17 protein-coding genes are annotated in these 26807 nt (G+C 45.3%); 12 read left to right on the top strand and 5 right to left on the bottom strand.

The features are described from left to right. Positions 1 to 388: 388 nt before the first annotated feature. Positions 389 to 1882, bottom strand: coding sequence for a carbohydrate-binding domain-containing protein (locus G589_RS20120; RefSeq protein ID WP_081669066.1), 1494 nt, complete (start codon positions 1880 to 1882; stop codon positions 389 to 391). A gap of 123 nt (positions 1883 to 2005) precedes the next feature. Then, on the bottom strand, positions 2006 to 3325 hold the full coding sequence (locus G589_RS20115) for an MFS transporter (RefSeq protein ID WP_035776197.1): 1320 nt from the start codon (positions 3323 to 3325) through the stop codon (positions 2006 to 2008). A gap of 126 nt (positions 3326 to 3451) precedes the next feature. Here G589_RS20115 and G589_RS0114565 point away from each other — a divergent pair, with 126 nt between their 5' ends. Then, positions 3452 to 5116: a spermidine synthase gene (locus G589_RS0114565; protein ID WP_026522635.1), complete on the top strand. Its 1665-nt coding sequence runs from the start codon at positions 3452 to 3454 to the stop codon at positions 5114 to 5116. 103 nt (positions 5117 to 5219) lie between these two features. On the opposite strand, the gene G589_RS0114560 is transcribed toward G589_RS0114565, so the two are convergent. Continuing rightward, positions 5220 to 6221 carry a substrate-binding domain-containing protein gene (locus G589_RS0114560; protein ID WP_026522634.1) on the bottom strand — a complete coding sequence of 334 codons (1002 nt, stop codon included), beginning with the start codon at positions 6219 to 6221 and terminating at the stop codon, positions 5220 to 5222. Positions 6222 to 6237: 16 nt separating this feature from the next. Further along, on the bottom strand, positions 6238 to 8256 hold the full coding sequence (locus tag G589_RS0114555) for a methyl-accepting chemotaxis protein (protein WP_051192407.1): 2019 nt from the start codon (positions 8254 to 8256) through the stop codon (positions 6238 to 6240). 174 nt (positions 8257 to 8430) lie between these two features. Between G589_RS0114555 and G589_RS0114550 the strand changes: the two genes are divergently transcribed. The 10 genes from G589_RS0114550 (at position 8431) to G589_RS0114505 (ending at position 24279) form a co-directional block, all read left to right on the top strand. Then, complete coding sequence (locus tag G589_RS0114550) at positions 8431 to 8880, top strand: DUF6553 family protein (protein ID WP_022769694.1); 450 nt, start codon at positions 8431 to 8433, stop codon at positions 8878 to 8880. 6 nt (positions 8881 to 8886) lie between these two features. Then, entirely contained in the window at positions 8887 to 11586 is a 2700-nt protein-coding gene (locus tag G589_RS0114545; protein WP_026522632.1) for a translation factor GTPase family protein, read from the top strand. 120 nt (positions 11587 to 11706) lie between these two features. Next, the gene (locus G589_RS0114540) at positions 11707 to 13467 is read left to right on the top strand and encodes a methyl-accepting chemotaxis protein (RefSeq protein WP_026522631.1); all 1761 of its coding nucleotides are present in this window, start codon (positions 11707 to 11709) and stop codon (positions 13465 to 13467) included. A 111-nt stretch (positions 13468 to 13578) separates the two neighbouring features. Next, the gene (locus tag G589_RS0114535) at positions 13579 to 15102 is read left to right on the top strand and encodes a response regulator transcription factor (protein ID WP_026522630.1); all 1524 of its coding nucleotides are present in this window, start codon (positions 13579 to 13581) and stop codon (positions 15100 to 15102) included. Between the two features lie 107 nt (positions 15103 to 15209). Further along, on the top strand, positions 15210 to 16109 hold the full coding sequence (locus G589_RS0114530) for a carbohydrate ABC transporter permease (protein WP_022769688.1): 900 nt from the start codon (positions 15210 to 15212) through the stop codon (positions 16107 to 16109). Beyond that, positions 16109 to 16954, top strand: coding sequence for a carbohydrate ABC transporter permease (locus G589_RS0114525; protein WP_026522629.1), 846 nt, complete (start codon positions 16109 to 16111; stop codon positions 16952 to 16954). The genes G589_RS0114530 and G589_RS0114525 overlap by 1 nt, the downstream gene beginning before the upstream one ends. 84 nt (positions 16955 to 17038) lie before the next feature. Continuing rightward, positions 17039 to 18814 carry a cache domain-containing sensor histidine kinase gene (locus G589_RS0114520; RefSeq protein WP_026522628.1) on the top strand — a complete coding sequence of 592 codons (1776 nt, stop codon included), beginning with the start codon at positions 17039 to 17041 and terminating at the stop codon, positions 18812 to 18814. A 106-nt stretch (positions 18815 to 18920) separates the two neighbouring features. Further along, the gene (locus tag G589_RS0114515) at positions 18921 to 20216 is read left to right on the top strand and encodes an ABC transporter substrate-binding protein (protein ID WP_026522627.1); all 1296 of its coding nucleotides are present in this window, start codon (positions 18921 to 18923) and stop codon (positions 20214 to 20216) included. 124 nt (positions 20217 to 20340) lie between these two features. Next, complete coding sequence (locus tag G589_RS0114510; protein ID WP_026522626.1) at positions 20341 to 22287, top strand: glycoside hydrolase family 127 protein; 1947 nt, start codon at positions 20341 to 20343, stop codon at positions 22285 to 22287. Positions 22288 to 22293: 6 nt separating this feature from the next. Further along, entirely contained in the window at positions 22294 to 24279 is a 1986-nt protein-coding gene (locus G589_RS0114505; RefSeq protein WP_026522625.1) for a glycoside hydrolase family 31 protein, read from the top strand. On the opposite strand, the gene G589_RS0114500 is transcribed toward G589_RS0114505, so the two are convergent. Continuing rightward, on the bottom strand, positions 24269 to 25414 hold the full coding sequence (locus tag G589_RS0114500; RefSeq protein ID WP_026522624.1) for a glycoside hydrolase family 88/105 protein: 1146 nt from the start codon (positions 25412 to 25414) through the stop codon (positions 24269 to 24271). The genes G589_RS0114505 and G589_RS0114500 overlap by 11 nt on opposite strands. Positions 25415 to 25532: 118 nt before the next feature. Here G589_RS0114500 and G589_RS0114495 point away from each other — a divergent pair, with 118 nt between their 5' ends. Further along, a complete protein-coding gene (locus G589_RS0114495) occupies positions 25533 to 26807 on the top strand; it encodes a M18 family aminopeptidase (protein ID WP_026522623.1) in 1275 nt (424 codons plus the stop codon).

Raw genomic sequence — 26807 nt, 5'->3', positions numbered from 1 at the left:
CTTCTGTTCCCCATACCTATGATTGCTAGTATAAGTTTTTCAATTGGTATTTTTCTGCTCCTAACAAAATCCTTTCCCGGAGAAACACAGAACTGATCGATGGACTTGCAAACGCTGTGTATCTCCTTTAGTAAAATATCTCTAACTTGTTTTGATTTCACGTGCACCTCCTTGAATTTAGACTTTTGCCTCTAATTTCAAGGGCCGCTTTCGCTACCTCTAAAAATAAATCTGTAGCGAAAGCGGCCGCACTTTTATGCTTACATGTCAACTGTTTTTAGAAAAAAAGACCCCTACATCATTTTCAGATGTAGAGATCTTTATAGTGTCATCTTAACTTAATGACATTGGCCTGATGGCTGCGCCTTTTTTTTGTGTAACTATGAAATTAGCCCTGGCTACTGCTTGAACTGCTTTCTGTTGTAGTCTGACCGTTCTGGCCGTTCATCCTGCCGCCTCTTCCGCCGCCCGGGAACTGACCGTTCTGGCCGTTTGGCATCTGACCACCTTCAGGCATCTGTCCGCCTTCCGGCATTTGACCACCCTCAGGCATCTGTCCGTCAAAGCCTTCAGGCATCAGACCATCCTGAGGCATCTGACCACCCATTCCTCCACGGCCTCCGCCGAATCCGCCCATTCCGCCCATCATCTGGTTGGTGAGCTCTGTAACTTCCTCGCCGTTAACTGTAACTGTTCCGCCATTTAACTGAGCTTCGCCGTCCCAGTCAAAGGCTGAGTTTCCGGTAACTGAGATTGTTCCGCCGTTGATGTAGATATTACCGTTGGCATCAAATCCATCGGTGTCTCCGGCGCCCATGTTTACTGTGATGTCTCCGCCGTTAACCTCGATAACAACATCATAAGCAGTGCTCTTCTGAGTTGCGTTGATTCCGTCATCGGAAGCTTCAATCTTGATGGTTCCACCGTTGATCTGCACATAAGTTGCTTCAAGTCCCTCTGCAGCAGTGATATCAAAGGTTCCACCGTCAATCATGAGAACGGTTGTTGCCTGAATACCATCCTCTGTGGCGTTAATTGTGAAATTGCCGTCCTGGATGTAGATATATCCAAGAGTATCGTCATCTGAATTCTCGCTGTGGAAAGCGTCTTTTTTACTTGTTATATCAAAAGAGCCATCGTAGATCCTGATGGAATCGTTAGCCTCTACAGCATCTTCAGTTGATGTTATGTTATAGGTTCCGCCTGTAACCTTGAGGTCGTCCTTGGCAGAAATTCCGTTAGCTGTTGATTCGATGTTAAGTGTTCCTGTTCCGTTGAGGACAAGGTCTGACTTTGAGTAGATAACTGCGTCTAAGTTTGTTGTGCCATCAGCTGTAAAGGTTCCTGTGACCTTAAGTGTGCTGGTGCCATCTGCTGTGGTTACAAATACCTTGTCTGCGCTCTTTACGTAGATTGCCGGATCTGTTGTGTTGGTAATGCTTGCGTCATCAAGTACAATCTGCACTTTGTCGGTATCTGCAGCCTCTACAATAATTGATACATCGGTAGCTGTTCCGCTTATTACGTATACGCCTTCCTGTGTGATACTGATGTCCTGGCCATCCTCAAGTGTCATGTAGTAAGCATCTGTAAGGTCAGCCTCCTGCTCGAGATCTCTTTCGGAAAAGAGATCTGAAGTATCTATCAGTGTGTCGGAACTTGCCGAAGCAGATGATGAAGAAAGATTTTCTTCCTGGGTGCTTGCTCCGGACTCCGAAAGCTCTTTTTCCATGGAAGGCTCAGTTGTATTTGCGGACGACTCCGTTCCGATCATAGATGAAACTTTATCTTCAATATCAGTTGTTGCACAAGCTGTAAGTGTAAGCGCTGATGCAATGAATACGGTCATTAAGGCTACTGTGATTTTTTCTCTTCTAAGCATTTTTATTTCCCTCACTTTATTTGGATTAGATGCACTGTAAGTGCACGTGGTTTTCTTTGTTCTGAAGTCATTATTGCATGGCTACCTAAATCCAAACTTAAAGAAGGATAAAAAAATTGTGACTCACTTGTGTGCATTGTTCGCAGCCCAGAGAGGAATCAGAGTAAGGAGTACAATGACGACGCCTGCCAGGAACAGCGTATTTGTGGGAAGGTAGGCCGTAAAGCCGTTTTCATCAATTATCTCGCCATTGTTCTTGATGATAGGGTTTGAGATGAGAGGTGCAACTACCATAGGAATCAGCACGTAGAAAATGATGCGGATGCCTTCAAACTGGCCTCTCGCGTCCTCGGGATAGAGCCTTTTTGACCAAACGGTAATGGTCTGCAAAAAGAGTATGTAGCCGATGCCTACAAGGAGGACTCCGATAAGGAGAACGGGATTCCAGATAGTAGATGGGTTTACGTTTTCCGGTGAAACCAAAAGCCCGATAACCAGAAGACCTATGGCGTTGATCACAACTGCAAACAAAATGATCAGAGAAGATTTATCTTCACGGATAAACTTAATGGCCGGAATTGACGTGAACATGGCAAGTAGAAGTCCTACGCCTTCAATAAGGCCCATGGTATCCGCAGTAAACCCGAGGTAATAGATCATGAAATTTCCAAGGTGTGAGAAGTAGACATTAAATGAAATAAAGTAAACGGCCAGCATCAGGTTGACGAAGACAAGCTCGCGATGCTTTAAATACTCTTTTACATTGAATATGGAAAAGAACTGCTGGCTAAAACTACCCTTGATCGAAGGGCGCAGAGTTTCCACATCCTTCATGCCAAAGAGCGACACAAGTCCAAGGACAATCACGCTACCGCCGATAACTACAAACAGGCGCATATAATTGTCGTTAGCTCCGACCAGTAGTCCGCCAAGCACAGTTCCTGCGATGGTTCCGATGACAGGCTGAACTGCCAGGGCAGCGCCAAGAGAGCCGGAGTTTTCAGGTGTCATGTGGTCGTTAATCCAGGCGTTAAATCCGATATCATTACCCATGGAACCAAAGAAACTCATTATGGCATCGGCAGCGATAACAGCGAAGGCAATTCCGATAAAAGCTGCTGTGTCACTGTTTCTTTTGCCCAAAAACTCAGTCGTTCCAAAGAGAATAGTGAAGACACCCCAGAAAATATAGCCCAGGGAAATAAGAGTCTTACGATTGCCCTTCCTGTCAGAAACGCAGCCGAAGAGGAACGTGGAGATCGTAGTGGCAAGAGCTGATATTGCAAGCATCCAGGATATGATGGTGGGATCCTTGGCAATCTTGGCGTACACGAAGGTATTAAACCACTGATTCTCAATGTTCCAGCACAGCTGTCCGGCAAGGCCAAGAAGCCATACCAGTAGCCAGAATTTTGCGGGATTTGTCTTTTTACCTGTTTTCATGTTTGCCTCCCTATAAATATTGATAATTCTATTATAATACTTGGCGTGGTAAGGTTACATTTAGCCTTCAAATATGGTATAAATATTCGAGGAAAGATAAGCCCGAAACAGGGGGAGGTTACAGTTTTGAACAACAGAAATATTCTAAAGAACAAATTGTTTTTGTATCTGACGGAATTCTTTGCCGGAATGTCCGTTATGGCAGTGGAGCTGGGGGCATCGAGGCTTCTGGCACCTTACTTTAGTTCATCGCAGATCGTTTGGACCATTATCATCGGAACCATTATGATCGCTATGGCACTGGGTAATATCTACGGCGGAAGGAAGGCGGATAAAGATCCAAATCCCGACAAGCTCTATAGAAGGATACTTGTCGCAGCTATCTGGATAGGCCTGATACCCGTTGTTGGTAAGTACATTATTATAGGAATTTCGGCGCTGATAATTTTTACGGTTAACAGCAATTTCCTGGTTATTGCAGCTTTTGCAGCATGTATGGTGGTGTTTGTATTCCCGCTTTTCCTTCTGGGAACAGTAACACCGAGCCTTGCGAAATACACCACGGATTCACTTGATGATAACGGAAAGATCATCGGAACTCTTGGTGCATCAAATACAGTCGGAAGTATCATCGGTACTTTCGTGCCTACGTTTGTGACAATCCCTGCAGTAGGAACAGCCGTGACATTCCTGATCTTTGCAGGTGTTTTGCTTGCACTGGTTGTAGTTTATTTCTTAAGTCCGGCAGAAGGAAAAAAATCTCTGGCCAAAGGTGATATGACAAGGATCATAGCTGGTATCCTGGTTTTCGTACTTTGCGTTGCTTTTGGCCACAATACCAGCTTTGCATTTTGGGAAAACGGACTTACTTATGAAGGAGAGTCGGTTTACAACTACCTTCAGGTTAAGGAAACAGACAGAACAGTGATTCTTTCTACAAATGTTCTGTTCGGTGTCCAGTCTATCCTGATCAAGGACGGGGCTCTTACCGGAATGTATTACGATTATGCTCTTGCTGCGCCTTATATGGCAGGCATCAAGGAAAAACAGGCAGCAGGTGAGGATTGCAACGTTCTGATCCTAGGCATGGGCTCCGGAACCTATGCGACTCAGCTTTCAAGATATTTTGACAATGTTAAGGTTGAGGGTGTTGAGATTGATGACAAGATCACTGCCCTTGCGCATGAATACTTCCAGCTTCCTGAGGATGCGAAGGTTACAACCTATGATGGAAGAGCGTATCTGGCAGCAGACAAGGATCTGTACGATGTTATCATGGTCGATGCCTATCAGGATATTACAATTCCTTTCCAGATGTCATCTGTAGAGTTCTTCACCATGGTAAAAGAGCATTTGGCTCCCGGCGGAGTTATGGTCGTTAACATGAATATGTACAGCGATGATGGATTTACTGACGGAGATTCTGAGGGTGAAGCTAGCATCAATACATATCTTGCGGATACAATTGGTCATGTATTTGAAAATGTTGTTGTAGTAGATGTTCCGAATGCGACCAATAAGGAACTCTTTGCAACTGATTCAGATGATTTCATGGTAAGACTTGGTACTAACGCTGCCATGGAAGATAATCCAGACCTTAGCGCTATGATGAAAAAGGTCATGGATACAAGCCAGAGCTATATGGGAAGAGGTCATATCATGACTGATGACAAGGCGCCTGTAGAGCTCCTTGGAATGAAGCAGATAGACTTGATCATTAAGGATGAGGTTTCATATTACAGAAAGATATATGAGCAGAAGGGAATTCAGGGGCTTATAGATCTGCTGTGATACATGCAATGAACGAAAAAGTGGCGCCTCTCCGTATACTACGTTCCGCAATATCTGGAAAGACGCCACAAGGGGATGAAGTTATTTGAGGTCTGAGTGTTAATTACTTGTACTGTGATGCGTTGGACTTATCTACAGGTGAGAAAGGAACCCATACATAGAGGCCGTCCTCGGTAACACCGGTAACATCAGCAGCTGAGCCTTTCTTGGCGATGGCGATGGCTGTTTCTACACAGGCAGCGCCCTGAGCGCCTGCATCCTGAAGTACGGTGAACTGCATTCCGCCGGAGAGGATTGACTCACAGCCGGCAACAGTTGCATCTACTCCGACAACCGGAACTGCCTGAGGATCCATGCCAAGTTCCTGCATTGCTTGAACTACGCCAAGTGCCATGTCGTCATTATTGCAGATGACACAGTCATAAGGCTGGTTTGTCTTTAAGAAGAGCTTAAACTCATCGCAAGCTTTCTGAGTATTCCAGTAAGCTGTATCGTTAAATGCAAAGTTCGCATTTACACCCTGCTGTTTGAAATATTTCTTAACGGCTTTGGTTCTTCCAAGTGCTGCCGGATGTCCGGGCTGACCTGAGAAGAGACAGATGTTAATGCTTGAAGGCTTACCAAGCTTGTTCCACACATATTCAGCCTGCATCATGCCCGCATCAACTTCATAACTTCCTACATACATGTATTTATTGGGCTTTAGATATGCAGCATCAGGTTCTGTATTTGTGAACAGGATAGGAATACCGCCTGCTGCAACTTCCAGCTGAAGGGCTGTATCAGCATTTACAGGATTACAGATGATGCAGTCGTAGCCGGATTTGGCTGCCTGAGAGATCTGAGCCACCTGAGCATCCACAGTAGCACAGGGCTCTCCGCAATCTACTGTCACTCCGGTTTTGGCACCGGCATCAATTACGCCGTTCATAACCAGTGTTTTGAAGTTATCAAGAGTAATGGTTGAGAAATAAACCTTTACTCCGGAACCATTGGTTGAGCCGCCTCCGCCTGATGATGAGCTTCCGCAGCCCATAACAGAAACTGCCAAAACAATACTTGTCAAAAGACATGCAAATAATTTTTTAAATTTTGTATTTTTCATTATATTCCATGCCTCCTTAAATCTTAAACTTCTGAACATAGGATGTAAGAGTCTGCGATGTATTAGCAAGCTCGTGTGAATTGTCCGCAACATCCTGGCTGCTCTTTGTGATATTGTTTGCCATCTCAACCATGTTCTCACTGGTTGCAAGAATCTCATCGGCGCTGGCTGCCTGCTCTTCTGAGATAGCAGCTACGTTGGTGGCAACGTCATCAACCTTCTCGATATCTTCGATCATTGCCTCGATAAGTCCGTTAGATTCCTGAATATTTGTATAGATCTGATCGAAGGTTCCAACCGCAACATGAATGAGTTCGGAATTTTCTTTTATGCTGTCAGCACTGGCATGTGCCTGGCCTACAGCATCTCCGATAAGCTTGTGAACCTCGTCGATAAGATTTGAAATATTGTTTGCACTCTCGGCAGAAGTCTGGGCCAGCTTTGCAATCTGTGTAGCAACAACTGCAAATCCCTTTCCTGCTTCGCCTGCTCTTGCAGCCTCGATGGAAGCATTCAGTGAAAGGAGGTTTGTCTCCTCGGCGATCTCACCGATCATGCCGACAATGTTGGTGATCTCTTCAGATGCGGAACCAACCTTGTTGATGGATTCAACAAGTCTTTCGTTGGCATCGGAAATACCTTCCATGGCAACGCTGAGTTTTTCCATATCCTCACGGCCCTTCTGGGAGATGCCGACTGTTTCTTTCATACTCTCGTTTGCTCTGTCACTGTTATCTCTTGTATCGGCAACAACCTGTGCAAGAGTTGTGGCATTCTGAGCAATATCGTTAACAGCTGTAGCCAGCTGATCAACGGTTTCATTGAGCTGCTGCATAGCTTCGGCCTGTGACTGGGAGGCTTCGTACATGGTCTTTGAAACTCTGTCTGAGTTATCTGACTCTTCCTGCAGCTTGTCAGATTCCTGACTGATATGTGAAAGCATGCTTCTCATGGAAGCAACGAACTCTGAAACCCTGCTTCCCATGACACCGATCTCATCGTTACTTGAAGCATCGATATCGATAGTGAAGTCACCCTCTGACATAGATGTGATGTTGTTGGAAATATGTCCAAGAGGTGCAATAACTCTTCTGACAACGAAGAGGATAAGTAAAATAATGAGGACAATTGCTATTCCACCAACTATAAACAGAAGAGTTCCCATCTGTGAAACTGACTTGAGGATGATACTTGTAGGAATGTATGATACAAGCACCCAGTCTGTTCCCGGGATTTCTTTGAAGGCAACCATGTTGTCTGCAATCTCTTTACTGGTGAGATCTCCACTGATAATGGATTTAGCAGCACCTGCAAGGAGAGGATTTGAGTTTGACTCTGCAAGAGTCGTACCCATTATAGTATTATCTCTGTGTGCAAGGATCTTGTAGTCATTGGTATCTACAAGGAAGGAACTTGCATCCTCCATTTTTACACCGGAGTTTACGATGATCATTATCTTATTGAGGGAAACGTCTGCACCGATGACTTTGATATTATCGGAGCCGTCGTTTAGAATACCGGTGGCACTGATAACAGTATCGCCGGCTTCATTTGTGTATGCGGTACCGTATGCCATTCTGATCCTGCTAAGACCCTGCTTAAACCAGGTGGTTCCGGTTACATTTCCGGCAGCCATGCCGGACTCGGTGGCTTTGTAGAACTGTCCGTCACTGGTTCCGATATAGAAGCCCTCAGGAGAGTTCTCGTTATAGCCATAGTAAGTATCCAGAATAGGAACAAATTCCGCCTCTGTAGGATTCTGACTTTCGATGGTATGCTTTACGGTTGTGAAATACTGGAGGTTCTCGCTCAGCCATGCGTCGATGTTGTCCGCCTGGTTTGAGATAGAAGACTCAAGTGTCTCTGTGGCCATCTCAGACATTCTGTTTTTGGAAACAGTTGCTGCGATAACAACCAGTACCACTACTGTGATGATGACAACAGGAAGGATGTACGTAAGGAGCTTGGTACTGATCTTCTTGTTCTTTTTCTTCACAGAAGCATTTGCAGATGTTTTTGCCTCATTTTCACTCATTTTTTTCATCTCCTGTTCAAAAAGGTATAATAAAATAAGTAAAGCTAGTACAAATAATTATAGCATTGAGCGAATAAGAATTTACCATATTTCGTTATAGTTTATATTATTTTAAGAATCGATAATAGATATTGTATAATAGTTTTTAAAGCAACAACATTTAGAGAGGTTTCTATGATTAATAACGAAGCAGAGAATAAATATGCAGAGGAAATGAAAGCCTGGCTCATGATCCAGGTCATCGGAAGAACCAGCATAAATATCTTTAATTCCAAAAAGCTAAGGAGAGAAATGGAAGATCATCTTGATGTTCTTTTATCACCGGGAATTACGGGAGATGTAAATGCAAAGCTTTTGGATTTTGCCGATTACTTCATTGATTCCTGCCTTTCCTCGAAGGCATATTCAACTGCAGTGTTCGGAATAATGTCAATGAGCGAAGCAGGTGCTGCCACAAGGCTTGCGCAGGATATACTTGAGATCACTCATGATATCCCCAAGAGATTCGGCTTTGAGGAAAAGAGTGTTCTGATCCGCAACGCATTTTTGACCAAGTTTACAGAAAAGATCCAGGGTGCAAACAAGATTCTTGCAGAGCTTGGAGTAGAACCTGTCAGAGAGTAAAAGAGTATGCATAAATATTTAACCATCGGCATTCTTGCGCACGTTGATGCCGGAAAGACAACGCTCTCGGAGGGACTTTTATACCTCGGCGGAGCTATCAGAAACATGGGAAGAGTGGACCACAGGGACACCTTCCTTGATACCTACGAACTTGAAAGAAGCCGCGGGATTACTATATTTTCCAAGCAGGCTATCTTTGAATATGAAGGAATAAATTTCACACTTCTTGATACGCCGGGACATGCGGATTTTTCACCTGAGATGGAGAGGACTCTGCAGGTTCTTGACGTGGCGGTTCTTATCATCAGCGCCCCGGACAAGGTCACAAGTCAGGGCAAGGTGCTCTTTAAGCTCCTTTCACACTATAACGTTCCAACGATCATATTTGTAAATAAGATGGACCAGGCAGATGCTCAGGGGATCAGCCGGCAGGACATAATGTCTGCGCTAAAGAGTGACCTTAATAGCCATGTCGTTGACTTCACAAATCCCATAACCGATGCCGAAACTCAGGAAGAAATCGCAGTATGCGACGACGAGCTCTTGGAAGGTTTCCTTGAAGGCAGAGCAGTAGATAAGAGCGACATCGCACGTCTTATCAGAACCCGTAAGTGTTTCCCCTGCAGGTTTGGCTCCGCCCTTAAGATGGAATGGGTAAAAGAGCTTTTGGACCTGGTGGCAGATTATCTTCAGGAATCAGGAGAAGGCTCTTTAAAAGACCTGTCAGATAAAGCCTTCGGCGCCCGCGTATTCAAGATAAGCCGAGATGAAAATAACAACAGACTCACTCATATGAAGATCATGAGCGGAAACCTTAAGGTAAGAGATCAGATCGGTAATGACAAGATAGACCAGATAAGGCTTTATTCAGGTGATAAGTTCACTGCGGTCAAAGGGGCAGAGACAGGAATGATCTGTGCCGTGACGGGCTTATCGGAAACAAGAGCCGGTGAAGGTCTTGGAACTTTGGAAGGAGAGACGGTATCAGAGGTTCTTCAGCCAATTCTTTCATCAACTCTCATTCTTCCCGAGGAGGCCGATGCCATTCAGGTATACGGAAAACTAAAGGCTCTGGAAGAAGAGGAGCCCATGCTTCTTCTTAATTATGTTGAAGCTACAAAGAGCATCGTGGTTCAAACCATGGGAGAAGTGCAGAAGGAGATTCTAAAGCATCTGATTAAGAGCCGCTTTGACCTTGATGTTGGCTTTGGCCCCGGACACATAGTATATAAGGAAACAATCGCAGGACCTGTTGAAGGTGTCGGACACTACGAGCCCTTAAGGCACTATGCGGAGGTACACCTTCTGCTTGAACCCGGAGAGCCCGGAAGCGGAATTGCAATTGACAGCGTATGCAGTACCGATGACCTTGCCCTTAACTGGCAGAGGCTCATTCAGACTCATATCTTAGAGAAAAAACATCTCGGAGTCCTTACAGGGTCTGAGGTTACAGATATAAAGATAACCCTGCTTGCAGGAAGAGCCCATGAAAAGCACACCGAGGGCGGAGACTTCAGGCAGGCTACTTACCGTGCAATAAGACAGGGACTGATGCAGGCGAACAGCATCCTTCTTGAGCCGGTGTTTGACTATCGCATTGAACTTCCGCAGGAGTTTGTGGGAAGGGCACTTGGTGATATGCAGCGCATGAACGGTACGGTATCTTCACCGGACATAGAGGGAGGGAAATCAGTCCTTACAGGAACTGTTCCGGCAGCATGCCTGGGGGATTACAGCACCACGCTTTCCTCCTACACAAGAGGCGAGGGCAGGATATTTACTACCTTAAGTGGTTATGCCCCTTGCCATAATACAGAAGAAGTCCTTGAGCAGCTTGGTTACGATCCGGAACTTGATATTGACAACTCCGCTGACTCAGTATTTTGCATGCACGGCGCAGGAACCGTTATACCCTGGAGTGAAGTCAGAAATTACATGCATGTGGACTCGGGCTGGAGCCCTGGCGGCAGTATTAAGAAGACAGATCTGTCTGACAGCATAGATATGGAAGCCCTTGAAAAGCTTCAGGCTCGTCTTAGAAAACAGGATAATGCCCCAAGGTCTTTTGACGAAATAGAACAGCAGCTCCGCATGGAAGACAAGGAGTTAAAGGCAATATTCGAGCGGACCTACGGGTCTGTAAAGCCCAGATACGTAGAGACTAAGACCGAAGTCACTGCACTGACAGCCGAAGAAAAAGAAGCCAGAAGAGACCTTGAAGTCGAGAGACAAAAGCGTGAGAAATATGAAAATGTAAAGGGTGAAAACCCCGATGAATACAAGGAATATCTCCTGGTTGACGGATACAATATTATTTATGCATCGCCTGAAATGGCTTCTCTTGCCAGGGATGACCTAAAGGCTGCAAGAGATACTCTTATCGACACGCTGGTGAATTTCCAGGGCTTCAGGAGAGAGAAGGTTCTGCTTGTTTTCGACGCATACAAGGTTCCCGGCGGAAGGGAACATGTGGAAGAAAAGAGCGGACTGATGATTATTTATACAAAAGAGGCAGAGACTGCAGATCAGTATATCGAGAAAGCTGCACATGAGATAAGCAGGAAATACAGGGTAACCGTGGCCACTTCTGATGCCATAGAACAGGTAATTGTCATGGGAAGCGGGGCGATCAGGTTATCCGCCAGGGACTTCTGGGAAGAGATCAGAAGAACAGGGGATCTGATAAGGGAAAAAATAGGCAAATAAACTGATGTTTAAATATAAACAAATTGCCTAAAAAAAGTATAAATTTTTGCCAAAAAGCACATTCTTTAATCCGAAAAGCAATATAATAGTGGTACGGGATTCGAATAAGGAGGTAAACACATGAATCAGAAATCAGGCTTTAAGGCACCACTTGGACTCTTGCTTATCGGTATTTCAACAGTACTGGTATTAACGCTTGTCATCAGCATCATTCTAAATGCAACTAAGATGAAATCAATTGAGCAAGCTGATGAAGAGCTTTACTATGACATGCTTTATACCATAAGTACAAACCTGATCAATGCGGACAGGGATCTGTATCAGGCTGAGACTGCTGTGCTGAATATTAATGCTTACGCGCAGTATTTGCCTCCGGAGCAGATAAAGCAGAATGTAAGTGATTACTATGAGAACTGTGATCAGGCCTTTGACAGGGTTAAACAGGCTGTCGCTCTTGCCCAGACCAATGATGATCTGTGGACGGAGCATACTACTTCCGATGGAAGGACATTCTCACAGGTTTATCCTGCTTTCGAGTCACAGTTTAATTCCTGGAAGACCACCTATAACGTTGACGCCAATGAGGGCGACATTGAAGCTTTTGCCAATCAGTTCCTTGCAACAAGAGATTATATCAGCGATATGACTGATATCACAGAGGACTGGGCTACTCACGAGAAAGAAGAGGCAGAAGCAGCAACTTCAAAAAGCATATATGTAAATGCCGGCATCTTTATGGCTATTGCCGTTATTCTCCTTATAATAACTGTTCTCATTATTATGGCCATACTGAAAACTCTCAAGAAGATGGGCAAGGATGTTGAGAGAATTTCAGGTGGTGACTTTGTTACCAAGATAAAAGCAGACAGTATGATCATCGAATTCCAGAACATCATGGATGGTCTGGAGTCAATGAGACATGAGCTCAGAAATGCTCTTGTTAAAGTCATTGACCATGCTGATACCGTTAATTCCAAGGCAGAACTTGCCAAGGACAGCATCACAAGTTCACAGAAGACTACTACAGACATCAGCTCTGCAGTTAACGATCTGGCTACAGGTGCAACAGCTATGGCAGAGGATGTTCAGAGCACATCTTCTATCACAGTTAACATGGGATCTTCCGTAGACAACGTTCTTGATTCCGCTAACTCCAATATGGAAAGAGGCCGTCAGGTTTATGAAGAATCCACCAAGGTTAAGGAACAGCTTGAACAGATCAAAGAGCAGGATCAGAAGAACGACGAGATGGCTACTCAGGTTGCAGACTCTGTAAATGAGACAGCAAACGTAGTTGCTCAGATTACACAGGCTGCTGAGTCCATTATCTCTATCGCAAGCCAGACAAACCTCCTTGCTCTCAATGCTTCAATTGAGGCTGCAAGAGCCGGCGAAGCAGGTAAGGGCTTTGCGGTAGTTGCAGATAACATCAAGGATCTGGCAGGTGATACCAATAACCTTGCAGGTGAGATCACCAACATGCTTTCAACCATCACAGATTATTCTGCTAAGAATAAAGAGCTCACAGAGGCCATCAAGGGTGCTATCACCAATGAGACGGCAGCTCTTGAAGAGATGAGTGAGTCCTTCGATCAGATGCTTGCACTCCTTCAGGAAACTGAGGAAGGCAACAAGCAGATCGTAGAGCTGGTTAACGCAATGAACTCCGACAAGGAGAACATCCTGAATTCCGTTGAGTCTCTTTCAAGTATTTCAGAGGAGAACGCAGCATCAACCCAGGAGACAAGCGCATCCCTTATGCAGCTTGATACCAACATGGAATCTGTTGTTGAGCAGGCACGCGACCTTCAGAAGATCGCTGAAGAGCTTACAGCTAACGTTAAGTACTTCAAGGTTGAGCTTCCTTCTGATGAGGCATAATACTTTAAAACTAATGCAGGGGCAGACATTTAAATGTCTGCTCCTTTTTCATTGCAGTCATGTTAATATAAAAAAGATGACTGCATTTTTGCAGCATGTGGGGGAGAAGCAATGAGGATAGTTATAGTAGAGGACGAAGTCCGCATCAGGGAGGGATTTTTTAAACTCCTTGGAAAACTTGGAGACGAATATGAAATAGTGGGGGAAGCTGAAAACGGAAGAACAGGGCTTGAGATCTGCAGGACAAAAAAGCCTGACCTTGTAATAACCGACGTGCAGATGCCGGAGATGGACGGCCTTCAAATGCTTCAGGCCATCAGCGATGAGGGTCTTGACATCAAAGCCATCGTACTAAGCGCCTACTCGGAATTTGAATACGCAAGAACCGCGATGAAGCTGGGGGTTACGGAGTATCTTTTAAAACCCCTTAATATATCTGACTTTTCTACAGCCCTCGAGAACATCAGACATCAGATGGAAGAGGACAGGAGAAAAAAGCCTGCTACTGTCGGAACGCTTGACCAGGTTATGCGCGATATCATCGGAGGGCGAATGTCCGCTGACGATGAGGCTTTTAATTATCTAAAGAAAAACTACGGAATAACCGCAGATCAGAAGTTCATCATCCTGTGCGACTACCTTGGGAATCAGTACGAGAATAGCGCCAAGAGAGAGCAAAAAGAGCTCTCGAATTCCCTCTCATTTTATGAGGGCATTAAGTATCTGATCCTTGATGTGGAGTACAGGAAATCCCTGATTGTCATAGTATATAAGTATGAAAGCGCGGCTGATTTTGAGAGATGGATCCAGTACCAGCTGTTGCACGAGTTAGAGGGAAGCTCTGCCATGGGCTTTACCGAATGCACCTCCATTGGTGGCATCAGCCAGGGCATAAACGATCTATACCCTTACATGGACTGGAATATCTCTTTTGAAAAAGACGTTCTGATTTCCTATCCCAAGATAACTCAGGTGCAGACATCACTGTGCGTCTATCCTCAGGACCTTGAGGCAAGGATGAAGACAGCCATTTGCGCATCGGATTTTTCTCAGCAAAAAAAGCTCATGGATGAATTCGAAGAAGGCTTCCATGACGGTAAGGTCTATGACCCGAGAGAGATCAAGGAGTGCTTTGTAAGATTTATCTGGTCTGTCATAGAGATTGCCAAGGATATCGGAAATAAAAAAGTAGCTGACCTTCAGCAGCAAAAGCTACTTGACGGCATCATGAACGCCAAGCTCCGTTCTGAGCTCTCATCGGTATGCGCCGGGATTTTGGATATGCTCAAAGACAGTGAGGAGGCTTCCGATACAGAGACGCTTACTGTGCGCCGTGCTAAGAGCATGATCCATGAGTTTTACCACACAGGGATCACGCTGGATGAAATAGCAGACAGGCTCGGTATAACTCCGGAGTACTTAGGAACCCAGTTCCACAAGGAAACAGGCGAGACCTTCAGCACCTACATCAGAAACTACAGGATCAGCAAGGCAAAAGAGCTTTTGGTGGGCACCTCAATGAAGCTCAAGGAGATATCGGAAAGAGTCGGCTACTCCGATCCCAAGTACTTCAGCAAGGTCTTCAGAGACGTTACAGGTAAGCTCCCTGCCGAGTACAGAAAGTCACTCAAGTGATAATAAAACCACATTAGAATATTCCACCTTTTTCAGATTTGTCGTGTTTTGATATTTCTTTTGCCAAGGTATTATTTAGAAAAAGAGATATTGAAAAGGGGAAGAAGATGAAAAAAGTAAAGGAATTTTTCAGATATGAAAATGCAGGATTGTTGTTCATTCTTCCTGCATTTTTATATATGTTGATCTTTGTTGGGTATCCGATACTGAGTAACCTCGTCTTAAGTTTCCAGGACGTATCGGTAAAAAACCTTGTGCACGGCCAAAAGCATTTCGTGGGCTTTGCCAATTACCTTCAGATATTCGGGGATGAAGTATTCAGAAAGGCAATGGGGAACACCTTAAAGTTCACCATTTACTGCCTTATCTTCCAGTTCCTTATAGGTTTCTTACTGGCTCTTTTGTTCAATAAGAACTTCACATTTGCAAAGACAGTCAGAGGACTCACCATGATACCCTGGATGATGCCAATGACGGTTACTGCGCTGATGTTCAAGTTCATGTTTTCCACAGACGTTGGAATCATCAACTATATCTTAAAATGCCTCCACCTTATACAGAACAATGTGGAGTGGCTGACAACTCCAAGAACTGCCATGATCGCAGTTGTTGCTGCCAATGTATGGATAGGTATTCCTTTTAACACGATTCTCTTGGCGACGGGCCTTACCACGATACCTCAGGAGCTGTACGAGAGTGCCTCGGTCGACGGCGCAAACAGCTGGCAGCAGCTTATAAAGATAACGCTGCCGCTCCTTCGCCCAACCATCGAGTCAGTTCTGGTTCTGGGATTTATCTACACCTTCAAGGTGTATGATCTTGTATACGTAATGACTGAAGGAGGACCGGTCAATTCAACACACCTTCTTTCCACCTATTCCTACAAGCTTTCCTTTGATCTGTTCCAGTACAGCAAGGGATCAACGGTGGCAAACGTATTGTTCCTGATACTGTTTCTTGTGGGACTTTTATATCTGAAGATCACTATGCAGGGGGAGGAAGACTGATGGACGAGAAGAAAATAACAGGAAAGAACAATGTGATCTTATGTATCGTATCCGTGGTGATACTGGTGCTGCTTCTTTTTCCATTGTTCTGGACACTGATAACATCCTTTAAAACAGAAAAAGAAATATTCATGATACCGCCAACCTGGTATCCGCATGAGCTCAACACCAAATCCTACGCAGCTCAGATTGAGAATGGTGACTTCAATATGTTCAAGTCATTCTTTAACAGTTTTGTTATTTCAACAGGTGCGATGCTGATAGCTGTAGCCCTTGCAGTTCCTGCATCCTACGCCATTGCAAGATATAAGTTTGTCGGAAGAAAAGCTATGCTCCTGGGCTTTTTGGTAACACAGATGCTGCCGGTATCAGTTCTTTTAACTCCTATGTTCATTATGTTCAGGAATATGAAGATCTATAATACCTGGTGGGCACCTGTTTTGGCAGATGCAACCATCGGAATCCCTTTCTCCGTCTTGATACTTAAAAACTATTTTGCATCGATACCAAAAGCCCTGGAGGAAGCAGCTTATATCGATGGCTGTACCAGGATGATGGCATTCATGAAGATCCTTGTTCCTGTTGCCAAGCCCGGTGTTATCGTGTGCGCGATATTCTCATTCCTCTATGCATGGGGAGATCTGGCATACGGAATGACATTTATTCTCGACCAGGAGAAAAGACCTATCACCGCCGGTATCTTTAACTTCATGGGCCAGTACGGGACCAAGTGGAGTTATCTGACTGCCTTTGCCATCGTTGCCATCATACCGGTCACACTGATCTTCATCTTCATGCAGAACTATATAATAAGCGGAATGACAAACGGTGCCGTTAAGGGATAATTCTTGAAAGGTTAGCCCGCGGAATATATGATAATCAGAGGAGATATAATCCTCTGATTTTTCATTTTTGGGGTGGATAAGTGTATGAAAAAAACGAGCCTGCGCAACAGACTGATCAGGGTCTTTATCTTGACGAGCATGCTCCCTATCATCATTCTGGGAGTCTTTTCCTATATAAGCATGTCGGTGACTCTTTCACGGAACACCGAGATGATGTCCAAGAGCAGCTTAAAGCAGTTGGATAACAATCTTAATATTTCCCTTGAAGCCTATGAGGATGTGCTCTATCAGCTCTACACCGATGACAACATGGTCAAGTGGGTGTTCGAGATTGACGAGGGCACCAACGAAGCTGTGGCAGTAAATCAGATGCGCCGTTTTATGAGCTCGCTCCTATACACCAAGGATTACATCAGGGCGGTATCTGTGATAACTCCCGGAGGAGAACTCATTACCTACGAGCAGATGACACCTGCCACCTATAAGAGTTCCTGGCTTGATAATTTCAGCAAGACCCAGAATGAGCTCTATGAGGATATCGAACAGGACAACAAAGTTCACCTATATCCCACGGAGTTTGGAACGAATTTTGCAAATAAGGATTACTACCTCTTTCACATGGCTCACAGGATCATTGATTACAAGTCCCTGACCAAGGATTGCGGAGTCGTTATCGTAAGTGTGGATGAGGACTTCCTTAAGGATATCTGCCTTAATTCCAGCGATGATACCAGGATCTTTAACTTTATCGTGGACGATAAGGGACAGATTGTCACCTTCGGAGATGAGTCGGAAATTATTGGAAAGTCTGTGACGGACATGTCCGAGTCTGAAGAACAAAGACTCTCCGATTACGATCTCTTTTTAAAGAAAAATTATCCCCAGCTGGCAAGAGAAGCAGCGGTGTTTGTGATGCATGATGAGAAGCTCTCCTGGGACGTTGTGAATGTAACAAGCCTCTCAGAACTCACCCGTCTTCAGAGAAGGCAGCTGGTGCTGGTGGCTATCATCGGAGTTTTGGCGATGACTTTGGTTGTTCTTATGTCCACAGGTCTTTCTGCAAATCTTGTTAAGTCCGTCCACTACGTGACAGGAAGAATGAAGCAGGCAAGAAACGGAGATCTTTCGGTCCGTGCGGAAAAAGACAAAGCGATGCCCGCGGAGATTGAGACCATAGCAGATGCCTTTAACGACATGATGAAAAAACTGAACGTGGCTCTAACAAAGCAGCAGGAAGCTCAAATTGCAGCGTTGGAAGCGCAGATAAATCCGCACTTTCTTTATAATACCCTGGATACCATCAACTGGATGGCAATAGATAAGGATGAGTATGATATAAGTAACGCTATAAGTGCTCTGGCCAATATTCTGCGCTACGCCATTGTGAACAGCAATGGGGAAGTTACCATAAGAGATGAGATGGAATGGCTAAGGAAATACATTTATCTTCAGCAGTACAGGGTTAAGAACAGTTTTTCCTACAACGCTTTTGTGGAGCCTGATGCCCAGACGGCCATTGTGCACAAGCTCCTTTTGCAGCCCTTTATCGAGAATGCGATCAAGCATGGTTTTACTCCGGATCAGGAAGATGCAAGGCTTGGCGTCTATGTGGGCTGCAAAGATGATTTCCTTCAGATATCCATAGAGGATAACGGAAAAGGAATGGCTCCGGATATCATAGAGAAGATAAACAGCCGCGACTTTGAGACTCTGAAGGGCAATACAAACATCGGCATAAGTAACGTTGTTACAAGGCTTGAGATGTACTACGGCAATGAGGGGAAGATGAGAGCCGAGCCCGGCAGGGAAAAAGGAAGCCTTATTATTATCGAAATTCCCCTTAAGAAAAAAACAGATTAGAAAATTCATCCTTTTTAAGTTTTGTTGAGTTTTTTACTCCTTATTTATGGGAGATAATTCCATTGTAAGCAAAACTTATAATGTACCGAACAATAAGGAGGGACACATGAAAAAGAAGTTATTGGCTACAGTACTTAGCGCCGTAATGGTTATTTCCATGATGGCAGGCTGCGGAGCAGCACAGACAGAGCAGTCGGGGGTTCAGGGAGCATCCAGAGAAACAGAGACCAAGACAGAAACAACAGCAAAAGAAGCTGATCCTGTACCTGCATCCGATGAAGCTTCGGGCGATGTAACAATATGGTACTACTGGGAGACAGCAGGACACCAGGAAGCTCTTGATCACATCATTCAGGAGTTCAACAACCAGCAGTCAAACATCAAGGTTCAGGCTAAATATGTACCTTTTGCAGATTTCAAGAAACAGCTCTCCATCGGAGCTTCAGCAGGAGAACTTCCTGATATCGTAATCCTTGATAATCCGGATCACGCATCCTACGCTGCAATGGGAATTTTTGCAGACATAACAGACAGATTTGATGTAAGCAGCTACTATCCGGGACCTGTTAATTCCTGCACACTTGACGGAAAACTCTACGGTGTTCCATTCGGAAGTAACGACCTTGTTCTTTTCTACAACGAAGATATGCTTAAGGACGCAGGCTGCGAAGTACCCAAGACCTGGGATGAGCTCCTTGACGTAGCTAAGAAGACAACAAAGGGTAACGTATACGGATTTGCACACTGCGCACTTCAGAACGAAGAGGGAACCTTCAACTTCCTGCCTTGGGTATGGTCAACAGGCCAGACATCTTACGAGATCAATTCCGAGGGCGGAATCAAGGCTCTTGAGTTTGAAAAGAGTCTTGTTGAATCCGGAGCATTCCCTAAGGAAGCTATCAACTGGACACAGGGCGATACCATGAACCAGTTTATTTCAGGAAACCTTGCTATGATGATCAACGGAACATGGCAGATCCCTACAATGCGTCAGGAAGTGCCTGATCTTAACTGGAACGTTGCACCTATCCCTCAGGATAAGCAGCAGGCATCAGGACTTGGCGGTGAGAACTACGCAGTTATAGCAGGCGGCAACGAAGAAGCAGCTATCGCATTCCTTCAGTATGCAACCAGCGGAGATACATGTCTTTACATGATGGATCACATGGGATACATTTCATCAGACTCCAAGATTGCAGAGACACAGTTCAAGGGCGATGCAGTTTATCAGGTATTTGTAGATGAGATGAAGTACGCTAATGCAAGAGGACCTCTTCCTGAGTGGCCTGACATTTCAGATGCTATATCACTTGCATTCAACAAAGTCATCACAGGCGAGAGCGCACCTGATGCTGCAGCAGCAGAAGCACAGACAACCATTGATGGAATTCTGGGCAACTAAACCTATCCAAACCGTAATTTAAATGGATGAAAATGCTATATTTTATGCGGGCAGAGAGCTATCTCTGCCCGTACTTAATATAGTACAATTAAACAAAACGCTTCATATTAAGGGGGAAGAAGGAATGAAGACCGTTGTAAACGATACATTCTGGAACAGGTATAAAGAGCTTGTAAGGACCGGAATGATACCGTATCAGTGGAAGGTATTAAACGACGATATTGATATCAAGATTGAGAAGGAAAGAAACGATGCATCGATCCCGAGTGAGAAGAGTCATGCCATCGAGAACTTTAAGATAGCTGCCGGCAGAGCCAAGGGAGAGCACTACGGCTGGGTATTCCAGGACAGCGACGTATATAAATGGCTCGAGGCAGCAGCCTACACACTTAAGAATCACTGGGATGATGATCTTAAAAAGATAACCGATGAAGTGGTGGACCTTATTGCAGATGCCCAGGAAAAGAGCGGGTATCTGAACACCTACTTTACCATCATGGAGCCTGACCACAAGTACAAGCGCCTTGGAGAGAGCCATGAGCTCTACTGCGCAGGACATTTTATCGAGGCAGCAGTAGCCTATCATCAGGCAACGGGAAGTAAGAAAGCACTGGATATTGCAATTAAGCTCGCCGATCACATAGACGCATCCTTCGGACCGGAAGATGGCAAGATCCATGGATGTGACGGACATGAGGAAGTTGAGATCGGACTCATGAGGCTATATCATCTGACCGGGGAAAAGAGATATTTAAAGCTCTCAGAGTACTTCCTGCTTCAAAGGGGACAGGACCCCGACTTTTTCAAAAGACAATTCAGAGAGGATACAGGTAAGCCTGCAATCGGAGGTCTTTATAATGCGCCTCTGACATACTTCCAGATCCATGCCCCTATCCTTGAGCAGGACAGTGCGGAGGGACATGCTGTAAGACTTGTATATATGTGCACGGCTCTTGCAGATGTTGCTGCATCAACAGGGAATAAAGATCTTGAAGCAGTCTGCAGAAAGATCTGGAGAAATATAGTAGATAAAAGAATGTTTATCACCGGTGGAATCGGCTCTACGGTAAACGGAGAGTCTTTTACCCTGGACTATGACCTTCCCAACGATACCATGTACTGCGAGACCTGCGCATCAATAGGGCTCATCTTCTTTGCAAGACAGATGCTAAGACTTAGTGCAGACGGTGAGTTCGGTGATGTGATGGAAAGAGCTCTTTATAACACAGCTCTTGCAGGAATGGCCTTGGATGGAAAGCATTTCTTCTATGTTAATCCTCTGGAGGTTGTTCCTGAGAAGTCGGAAAAAGACCCGACAAAGAGCCACGTGAAAGTGGTGCGTCCCGACTGGCTTGGCTGTGCATGCTGTCCGCCAAACCTTGCAAGGCTTATCGCATCGGTTGAAGACTACATCTATTCAGACAGGGGAGACTCAGTCCTGATAAATCTCTTCATCAGATCAGGAATGGAGAAGGAATATGAAGGCGGGAAGCTGACAATTGATATTGATGCCGATTATCCGAGGGACGGAAAAATCTCTTTTGCCATAAATAATACAGGAAATAATGCCATGAGAGTCGGCATAAGGATTCCGGGATGGTCGAAGGAAAACAGCGGCGAAGTTAACGGAGCAAAGGCTGATATAACTTCCGATAACGGCTACTGGTACATCGAGGCAGGAAGCGGAGAAACGCGCGTAACACTTGAGCTCGACATGACTCCGAAGAGATGGTATGCAAACCCTCTTGTTTCAGAGGATATTGATAAGGTCAGCATCGCAAGAGGACCTCAGGTGTTCTGCGCAGAGGGTGTGGACAACGGAGATAACCTGCATCTTCTTATGCTTCCAAAATCTGCTGCGCTTAAGTGCAGCTGGCAGGATGAGCTTCTTGAGGGGGTAGAGGTTATAGAAGCTGACGGCCTTAGAACTGTAGCTGCAGGAGAAGGCGGACTTTATAGAACAACCAAAGCTGAAGCGTCTGAGCCTGCAAAGATAAAGATGATTCCATATTACGCATGGGCAAACAGGGGTCGCAATGAAATGCGTGTTTGGCTATACGAGAAGGAGTAAGAGAATATGCTGAGGGTAGACGGCAACAGAATTATATATCACTATGACGCAGAGGAGCTGTGGATCGAGAGCTGGGGGAAGAATGCTGTCAGAGTCCGCGCAACCAAGTATAAAGAGATGCCTGACAGCGACTGGGCTCTTTCAATACCGCAAAAGGAATGCGGAGAGATAAAGCTGCTTGAGAATGGAGCGTCGCTGAAAAACGGAGCGCTTTATCTCACAATTACAAACGGCGGCAAAATAGTCATCTGCAAGGAAGATGGCACCAGGGTGTTCGAGGAATACTGGAGAAACAGAAGAGATATAACGGATCCGAAGTGCAGCTCCATTGAGGTTGAGGGCAGAGAGTTTCAGCCCAATGTGGCGGGGGACTACCATGTGACAATGCGCTTTGAATCCCTTGACCCGGGTGAAAAGATCTACGGAATGGGGCAGTATCAGCAAAGAGAAATGGAGCTTAAGGGGTGTGATCTTGAACTTGCTCACAGGAATTCTCAGGCAAGTGTTCCCTTTGCGCTTTCATCACTGGGCTACGGAATTTTGTGGAATAACCCTGCTGTGGGACGGGCTGTCTTTGGCAAGAATATCATGAGCTTTGAGGCGTATGCCACCAAGTATATAGATTACTGGTTTGTAGTTGGAGATACCCCTGCCGAGATCGTAAATGCCTATGCGAAGGTTACGGGAACTGTACCTGTTATGCCGGAGTACGGACTTGGCTTTTGGCAGTGCAAGTTAAGGTACCAGACTCAGGAAGAGCTTCTTGGTGTGGCAAGAAGGTATCACGAGCTTGGAATTCCTCTTGATATGATCGTGTGTGATTTCTTCCACTGGCCAAAGCAGGGTGAGTGGAAGTTTGACAAGACCTACTGGCCGGAGCCTGAGGCCATGGTAAAAGAGCTAAAGGACATGGGCACAGAGCTCATGGTCTCCATATGGCCTACAGTGGACAGGGAGAGCGAGAACTTCGATGAAATGCTGGAGAAGGGTTATCTGATCCGTACCGAGAGAGGCTTCAGGACAGGTCTCAATTTCATGGGTGCCACCATCCATTACGATGCAACAAATCCGGGAGCCAGGAAATATCTTTGGGATAAGGTCAAAAAGAACTATTACGACCTTGGAATAAAGACCTTCTGGCTTGATGAAGCCGAGCCTGAATACACGGTTTATGACTTCGATAATTACAGATACTTTTTGGGAACGGACCTGGAAGTAGGAAATGTCTACCCTGTGGAATACGCAAGAACCTTCTACGAGGGCATGGAGGCGCAGGGACAGGAGAATATCGTAAACCTTCTTCGCTGCGCATGGGCAGGAAGTCAGAAATACGGCGCTTTAGTATGGTCAGGAGATATCGCTTCAAGCTTTGATACCATGAGAAACCAGCTCTCAGCAGGTCTTAACATGGGAATTGCAGGAATACCATGGTGGACAACGGACATCGGAGGGTTCCACGGAGGTAACCCCGATGATCCTGAGTTCAGAGAGCTCTTTACCAGATGGTTTGAGTGGGGAGCATTTCTTCCCGTTATGAGACTTCATGGTGACAGAGAACCCCGCCAGCCTCAGTTTGGGCAGACGGGCGGAGCAGCATGCAGATCCGGAGCTCCCAACGAAATCTGGAGCTATGGAGAGGAAGTCTTTGAGATCTGCAAAAAGTATATTGCGCTGCGTGAGTCCATGAGGGAATACATCAGAGAAATCATGCAGGAGTCCCATGAAAAGGGTAGCCCGATCATGAGAACTCTCTTCTATGAATTCCCTGAGGATGAAATTGCCTGGAATGTAGAAGATGAGTACATGTTTGGAGATAAATATCTGGTAGCACCCGTATTTGAATCCGGAGCAAGAAAAAGACAGGTATATCTTCCAAAGGGCTGCAGCTGGAAACGCATTGGCACTGACACGGCCATCGATGGCGGTCAGTTTATCACTGCAGATGCTCCTTTAGAAGACATGCCTGTCTATGAAAAAGTTCTTATTTGTTAATTCTTAAAATCTCTGTGTAAAGCAGAATAAGAGGTGCAACGCCCTTGGCTTCGTTCTCCACAACGGGCTCTGAGAAGTAGTACTCAAGAGATCCGTCTCTGTGCTGAGGACCGCCAAGGCCTGCCACCAGGCAGATGCCTCCAAGCTTTGGAGTTCCGTCCTCATTTCTTGAGAGGTAGGTGTTTGTAATGCCGTCAAATGCCTTCATGGCAATCTCTTCAAATCTCTTTGGAAGATATCCTAAACGAATACCCTTAAGGAGACCATAAGCTATAAGTGCTGTTCCGGAGGTCTCGAGGTAGTTTCGAGCGTCATCCTTTTTATCAACAACCTGATAGAACATTCCGCTCTCGTCCTGGAAAGGGATGAGGGAATCAGCAAGGTCTTTTAACATGGACTGAAGATAGCGCTTCTCGTAGTACATGGACTCATCCATTGCATCAGCGGTATCAACAAGGGCAACGGTGAACCATCCAAGAGCTCTTAGCCAGAAGTTGGGGCTAAGGCCGGTCTCTTTGTCAGCCCAGTACATCTCACGGCTCTCGTCGTATCCATGATAGTAAAGACCAGTCTTTGGATCTTTCATAAGAGCTTCTACATTCTTAAACTGCTTGAAGGAATCAAGACAGCCCTGCATCTTGTTGTAGCGTCTCTCATATTCCATATAGAAGGGCTGAGCCATGTACATGCCATCGAGCCACACCTGATAAGGGTAGATATTCTTGTGCCAGAAGTTACCTGCCTTGGTCCTTGGCATGGTATCAAGCTGACTTCTTGCTATATCCATGGCCTTTCTGTATTTCTCTTTTCCCGTAAGATCGTAGAGCTTAAAGAGATTCTTGAAAGGATTGATGTTGTCCAGATTGTACTCCTCGGTGGAGTAGGTCTTAACTGTGCCGTCCTCCTGGACAAACCAGCCGATGAAGTTGTCAGCAAAATCAAGATACTTCTTGTCACCTGTCATTTCGTAGAGGGACAGTACAGCAGTGATCATGCAGCCGTCGATGTAGTTCCACTTGTTTGGCTTGCCACTGACGATCTTTTCAATGTTCCAAAAGGGATGCTCGGCGTCGGACTTCTCAAGGAGGTAGTCCACGTACTCATCCAGCATCTTAAAAGCTTCTTCCCTTGTCATAGTTTTCTCCCAATAAATTTGTCTTTTGCCATCAAAAATGTAAGTGCTTACATTTTATCACATTAAGGAAAAATATGATATACTATTTTCTACGATTTTATTCGGTATAGAGGTGCTTATGAATAAGAAAAATGATCTGACAAAGAGAATGCTGGATTTTATCTACAGCGCACCGACAGCTTATCATGTTGTGGATAATATCAGCAGAGATCTTTTAAAAAGAGGATTTACAGAGCTTCTTGAGGGTGATTCATGGAAACTCTCAGCAGGTGACTATTTTGTCCGCCGCGGAGATTCAGCAATAATCTCCTTCAGAATTCCGAAAAAGAGCTTTAAAGGCTTCCACATGATCGCAAGCCATTCTGACTCACCTTCCTTCAAGATCAAGGAGAATCCTGAGATGAAGGCAGGAGCATACATTAAGCTCAACGTTGAAAAATACGGCGGAATGCTGTGTGCTGAGTGGTTTGACAGACCACTTTCCGTTGCAGGAAGAGTGGTAGTTAATAACAAGGGTAAGGCAGAGACAAGGCTCGTCAATATAGACAGAGACCTTCTGATGCTTCCTGCGCTTGCTATCCACATGAACAGAGAAGCCAACGACGGAATGAAGTACAATGCCCAGAACGACATGCTGCCTATCTTCGGTGACGACAAGGCAGCCGAGAGCTTTTTTGCCCTGATCGCCATGGAAGCAGGGGTTAAGAAGAAAGAGGATATACTGGGACACGATCTGTTTTTGTACAATAGAGTAAAGCCTACCTTCTGGGGAGCCAATGAGGAGTTCATCGGGGGCTCAAGGCTCGATGATCAGGAGTGCGTATTCTGCAGCTATGAAGGCTTTGTTAATTCCAAGGCAAAAGACTATGTGGCTATGCACTGCGTATTCGACAACGAAGAGGTTGGCAGCGGAACCAAGCAGGGAGCGGATTCAACCTTCCTTAAGGATACTCTTGAGAGGATCTGCGACGGACTTGGCAAGACAAGAGAGCAGTATCACATGGCTGTTGCAAACAGCTTCATGATATCAGCAGATAACGCCCATGCAGTTCATCCTAACTATATGGACAAGGCAGATCCGGTTAACAGGCCTGTCATGAACGAGGGTATTGTTATCAAGTACAACGCAAATCAGAAGTACACTACCGATGCGGTTTCTGCAGCAGAGTTCAAACTTTTGTGCAAAGAGGCGGATGTGCCTTACCAGACTTTCACAAACAGGTCTGATATGCCGGGAGGCTCTACACTGGGCAACATTTCAACAGCGCAGGTTTCAGTAAATACCGTGGATATCGGTCTTGCACAGCTGGCTATGCATTCACCTTATGAATCTGCAGGCAGCAGGGATCCTGAGTACCTTGCGGCAGTTTCAAAGGTCTTTTACAACAAGTAA

It is taken from the genome of Butyrivibrio sp. VCB2001 (assembly GCF_000423965.1).
Taxonomy (GTDB): Bacteria; Bacillota; Clostridia; order Lachnospirales; family Lachnospiraceae; genus Butyrivibrio.
The sequence above is the reverse complement of the archived record's forward strand: the minus strand, read 5'-3'. Positions and strand labels throughout refer to the sequence as shown.

Bases quoted from the DNA above. Each gene is read 5' to 3' on its own strand.
- G589_RS0114540 (WP_026522631.1), top strand. From the start codon at position 11,707: ATGAATCAGAAATCAGGCTTTAAGGCACCACTTGGACTCTTGCTTATC.
- G589_RS0114515 (WP_026522627.1), top strand. From the start codon at position 18,921: ATGAAAAAGAAGTTATTGGCTACAGTACTTAGCGCCGTAATGGTTATT.
- G589_RS0114550 (WP_022769694.1), top strand. From the start codon at position 8,431: ATGATTAATAACGAAGCAGAGAATAAATATGCAGAGGAAATGAAAGCC.
- G589_RS0114525 (WP_026522629.1), top strand. From the start codon at position 16,109: ATGGACGAGAAGAAAATAACAGGAAAGAACAATGTGATCTTATGTATC.
- G589_RS0114500 (WP_026522624.1), bottom strand. From the start codon at position 25,414: ATGACAAGGGAAGAAGCTTTTAAGATGCTGGATGAGTACGTGGACTAC.
- G589_RS0114520 (WP_026522628.1), top strand. From the start codon at position 17,039: ATGAAAAAAACGAGCCTGCGCAACAGACTGATCAGGGTCTTTATCTTG.
- G589_RS20115 (WP_035776197.1), bottom strand. From the start codon at position 3,325: ATGAAAACAGGTAAAAAGACAAATCCCGCAAAATTCTGGCTACTGGTA.
- G589_RS0114530 (WP_022769688.1), top strand. From the start codon at position 15,210: ATGAAAAAAGTAAAGGAATTTTTCAGATATGAAAATGCAGGATTGTTG.
- G589_RS0114505 (WP_026522625.1), top strand. From the start codon at position 22,294: ATGCTGAGGGTAGACGGCAACAGAATTATATATCACTATGACGCAGAG.
- G589_RS0114510 (WP_026522626.1), top strand. From the start codon at position 20,341: ATGAAGACCGTTGTAAACGATACATTCTGGAACAGGTATAAAGAGCTT.
- G589_RS0114495 (WP_026522623.1), top strand. From the start codon at position 25,533: ATGAATAAGAAAAATGATCTGACAAAGAGAATGCTGGATTTTATCTAC.
- G589_RS0114560 (WP_026522634.1), bottom strand. From the start codon at position 6,221: ATGAAAAATACAAAATTTAAAAAATTATTTGCATGTCTTTTGACAAGT.
- G589_RS0114535 (WP_026522630.1), top strand. From the start codon at position 13,579: ATGAGGATAGTTATAGTAGAGGACGAAGTCCGCATCAGGGAGGGATTT.
- G589_RS0114555 (WP_051192407.1), bottom strand. From the start codon at position 8,256: ATGAGTGAAAATGAGGCAAAAACATCTGCAAATGCTTCTGTGAAGAAA.
- G589_RS0114545 (WP_026522632.1), top strand. From the start codon at position 8,887: ATGCATAAATATTTAACCATCGGCATTCTTGCGCACGTTGATGCCGGA.
- G589_RS20120 (WP_081669066.1), bottom strand. From the start codon at position 1,882: ATGCTTAGAAGAGAAAAAATCACAGTAGCCTTAATGACCGTATTCATT.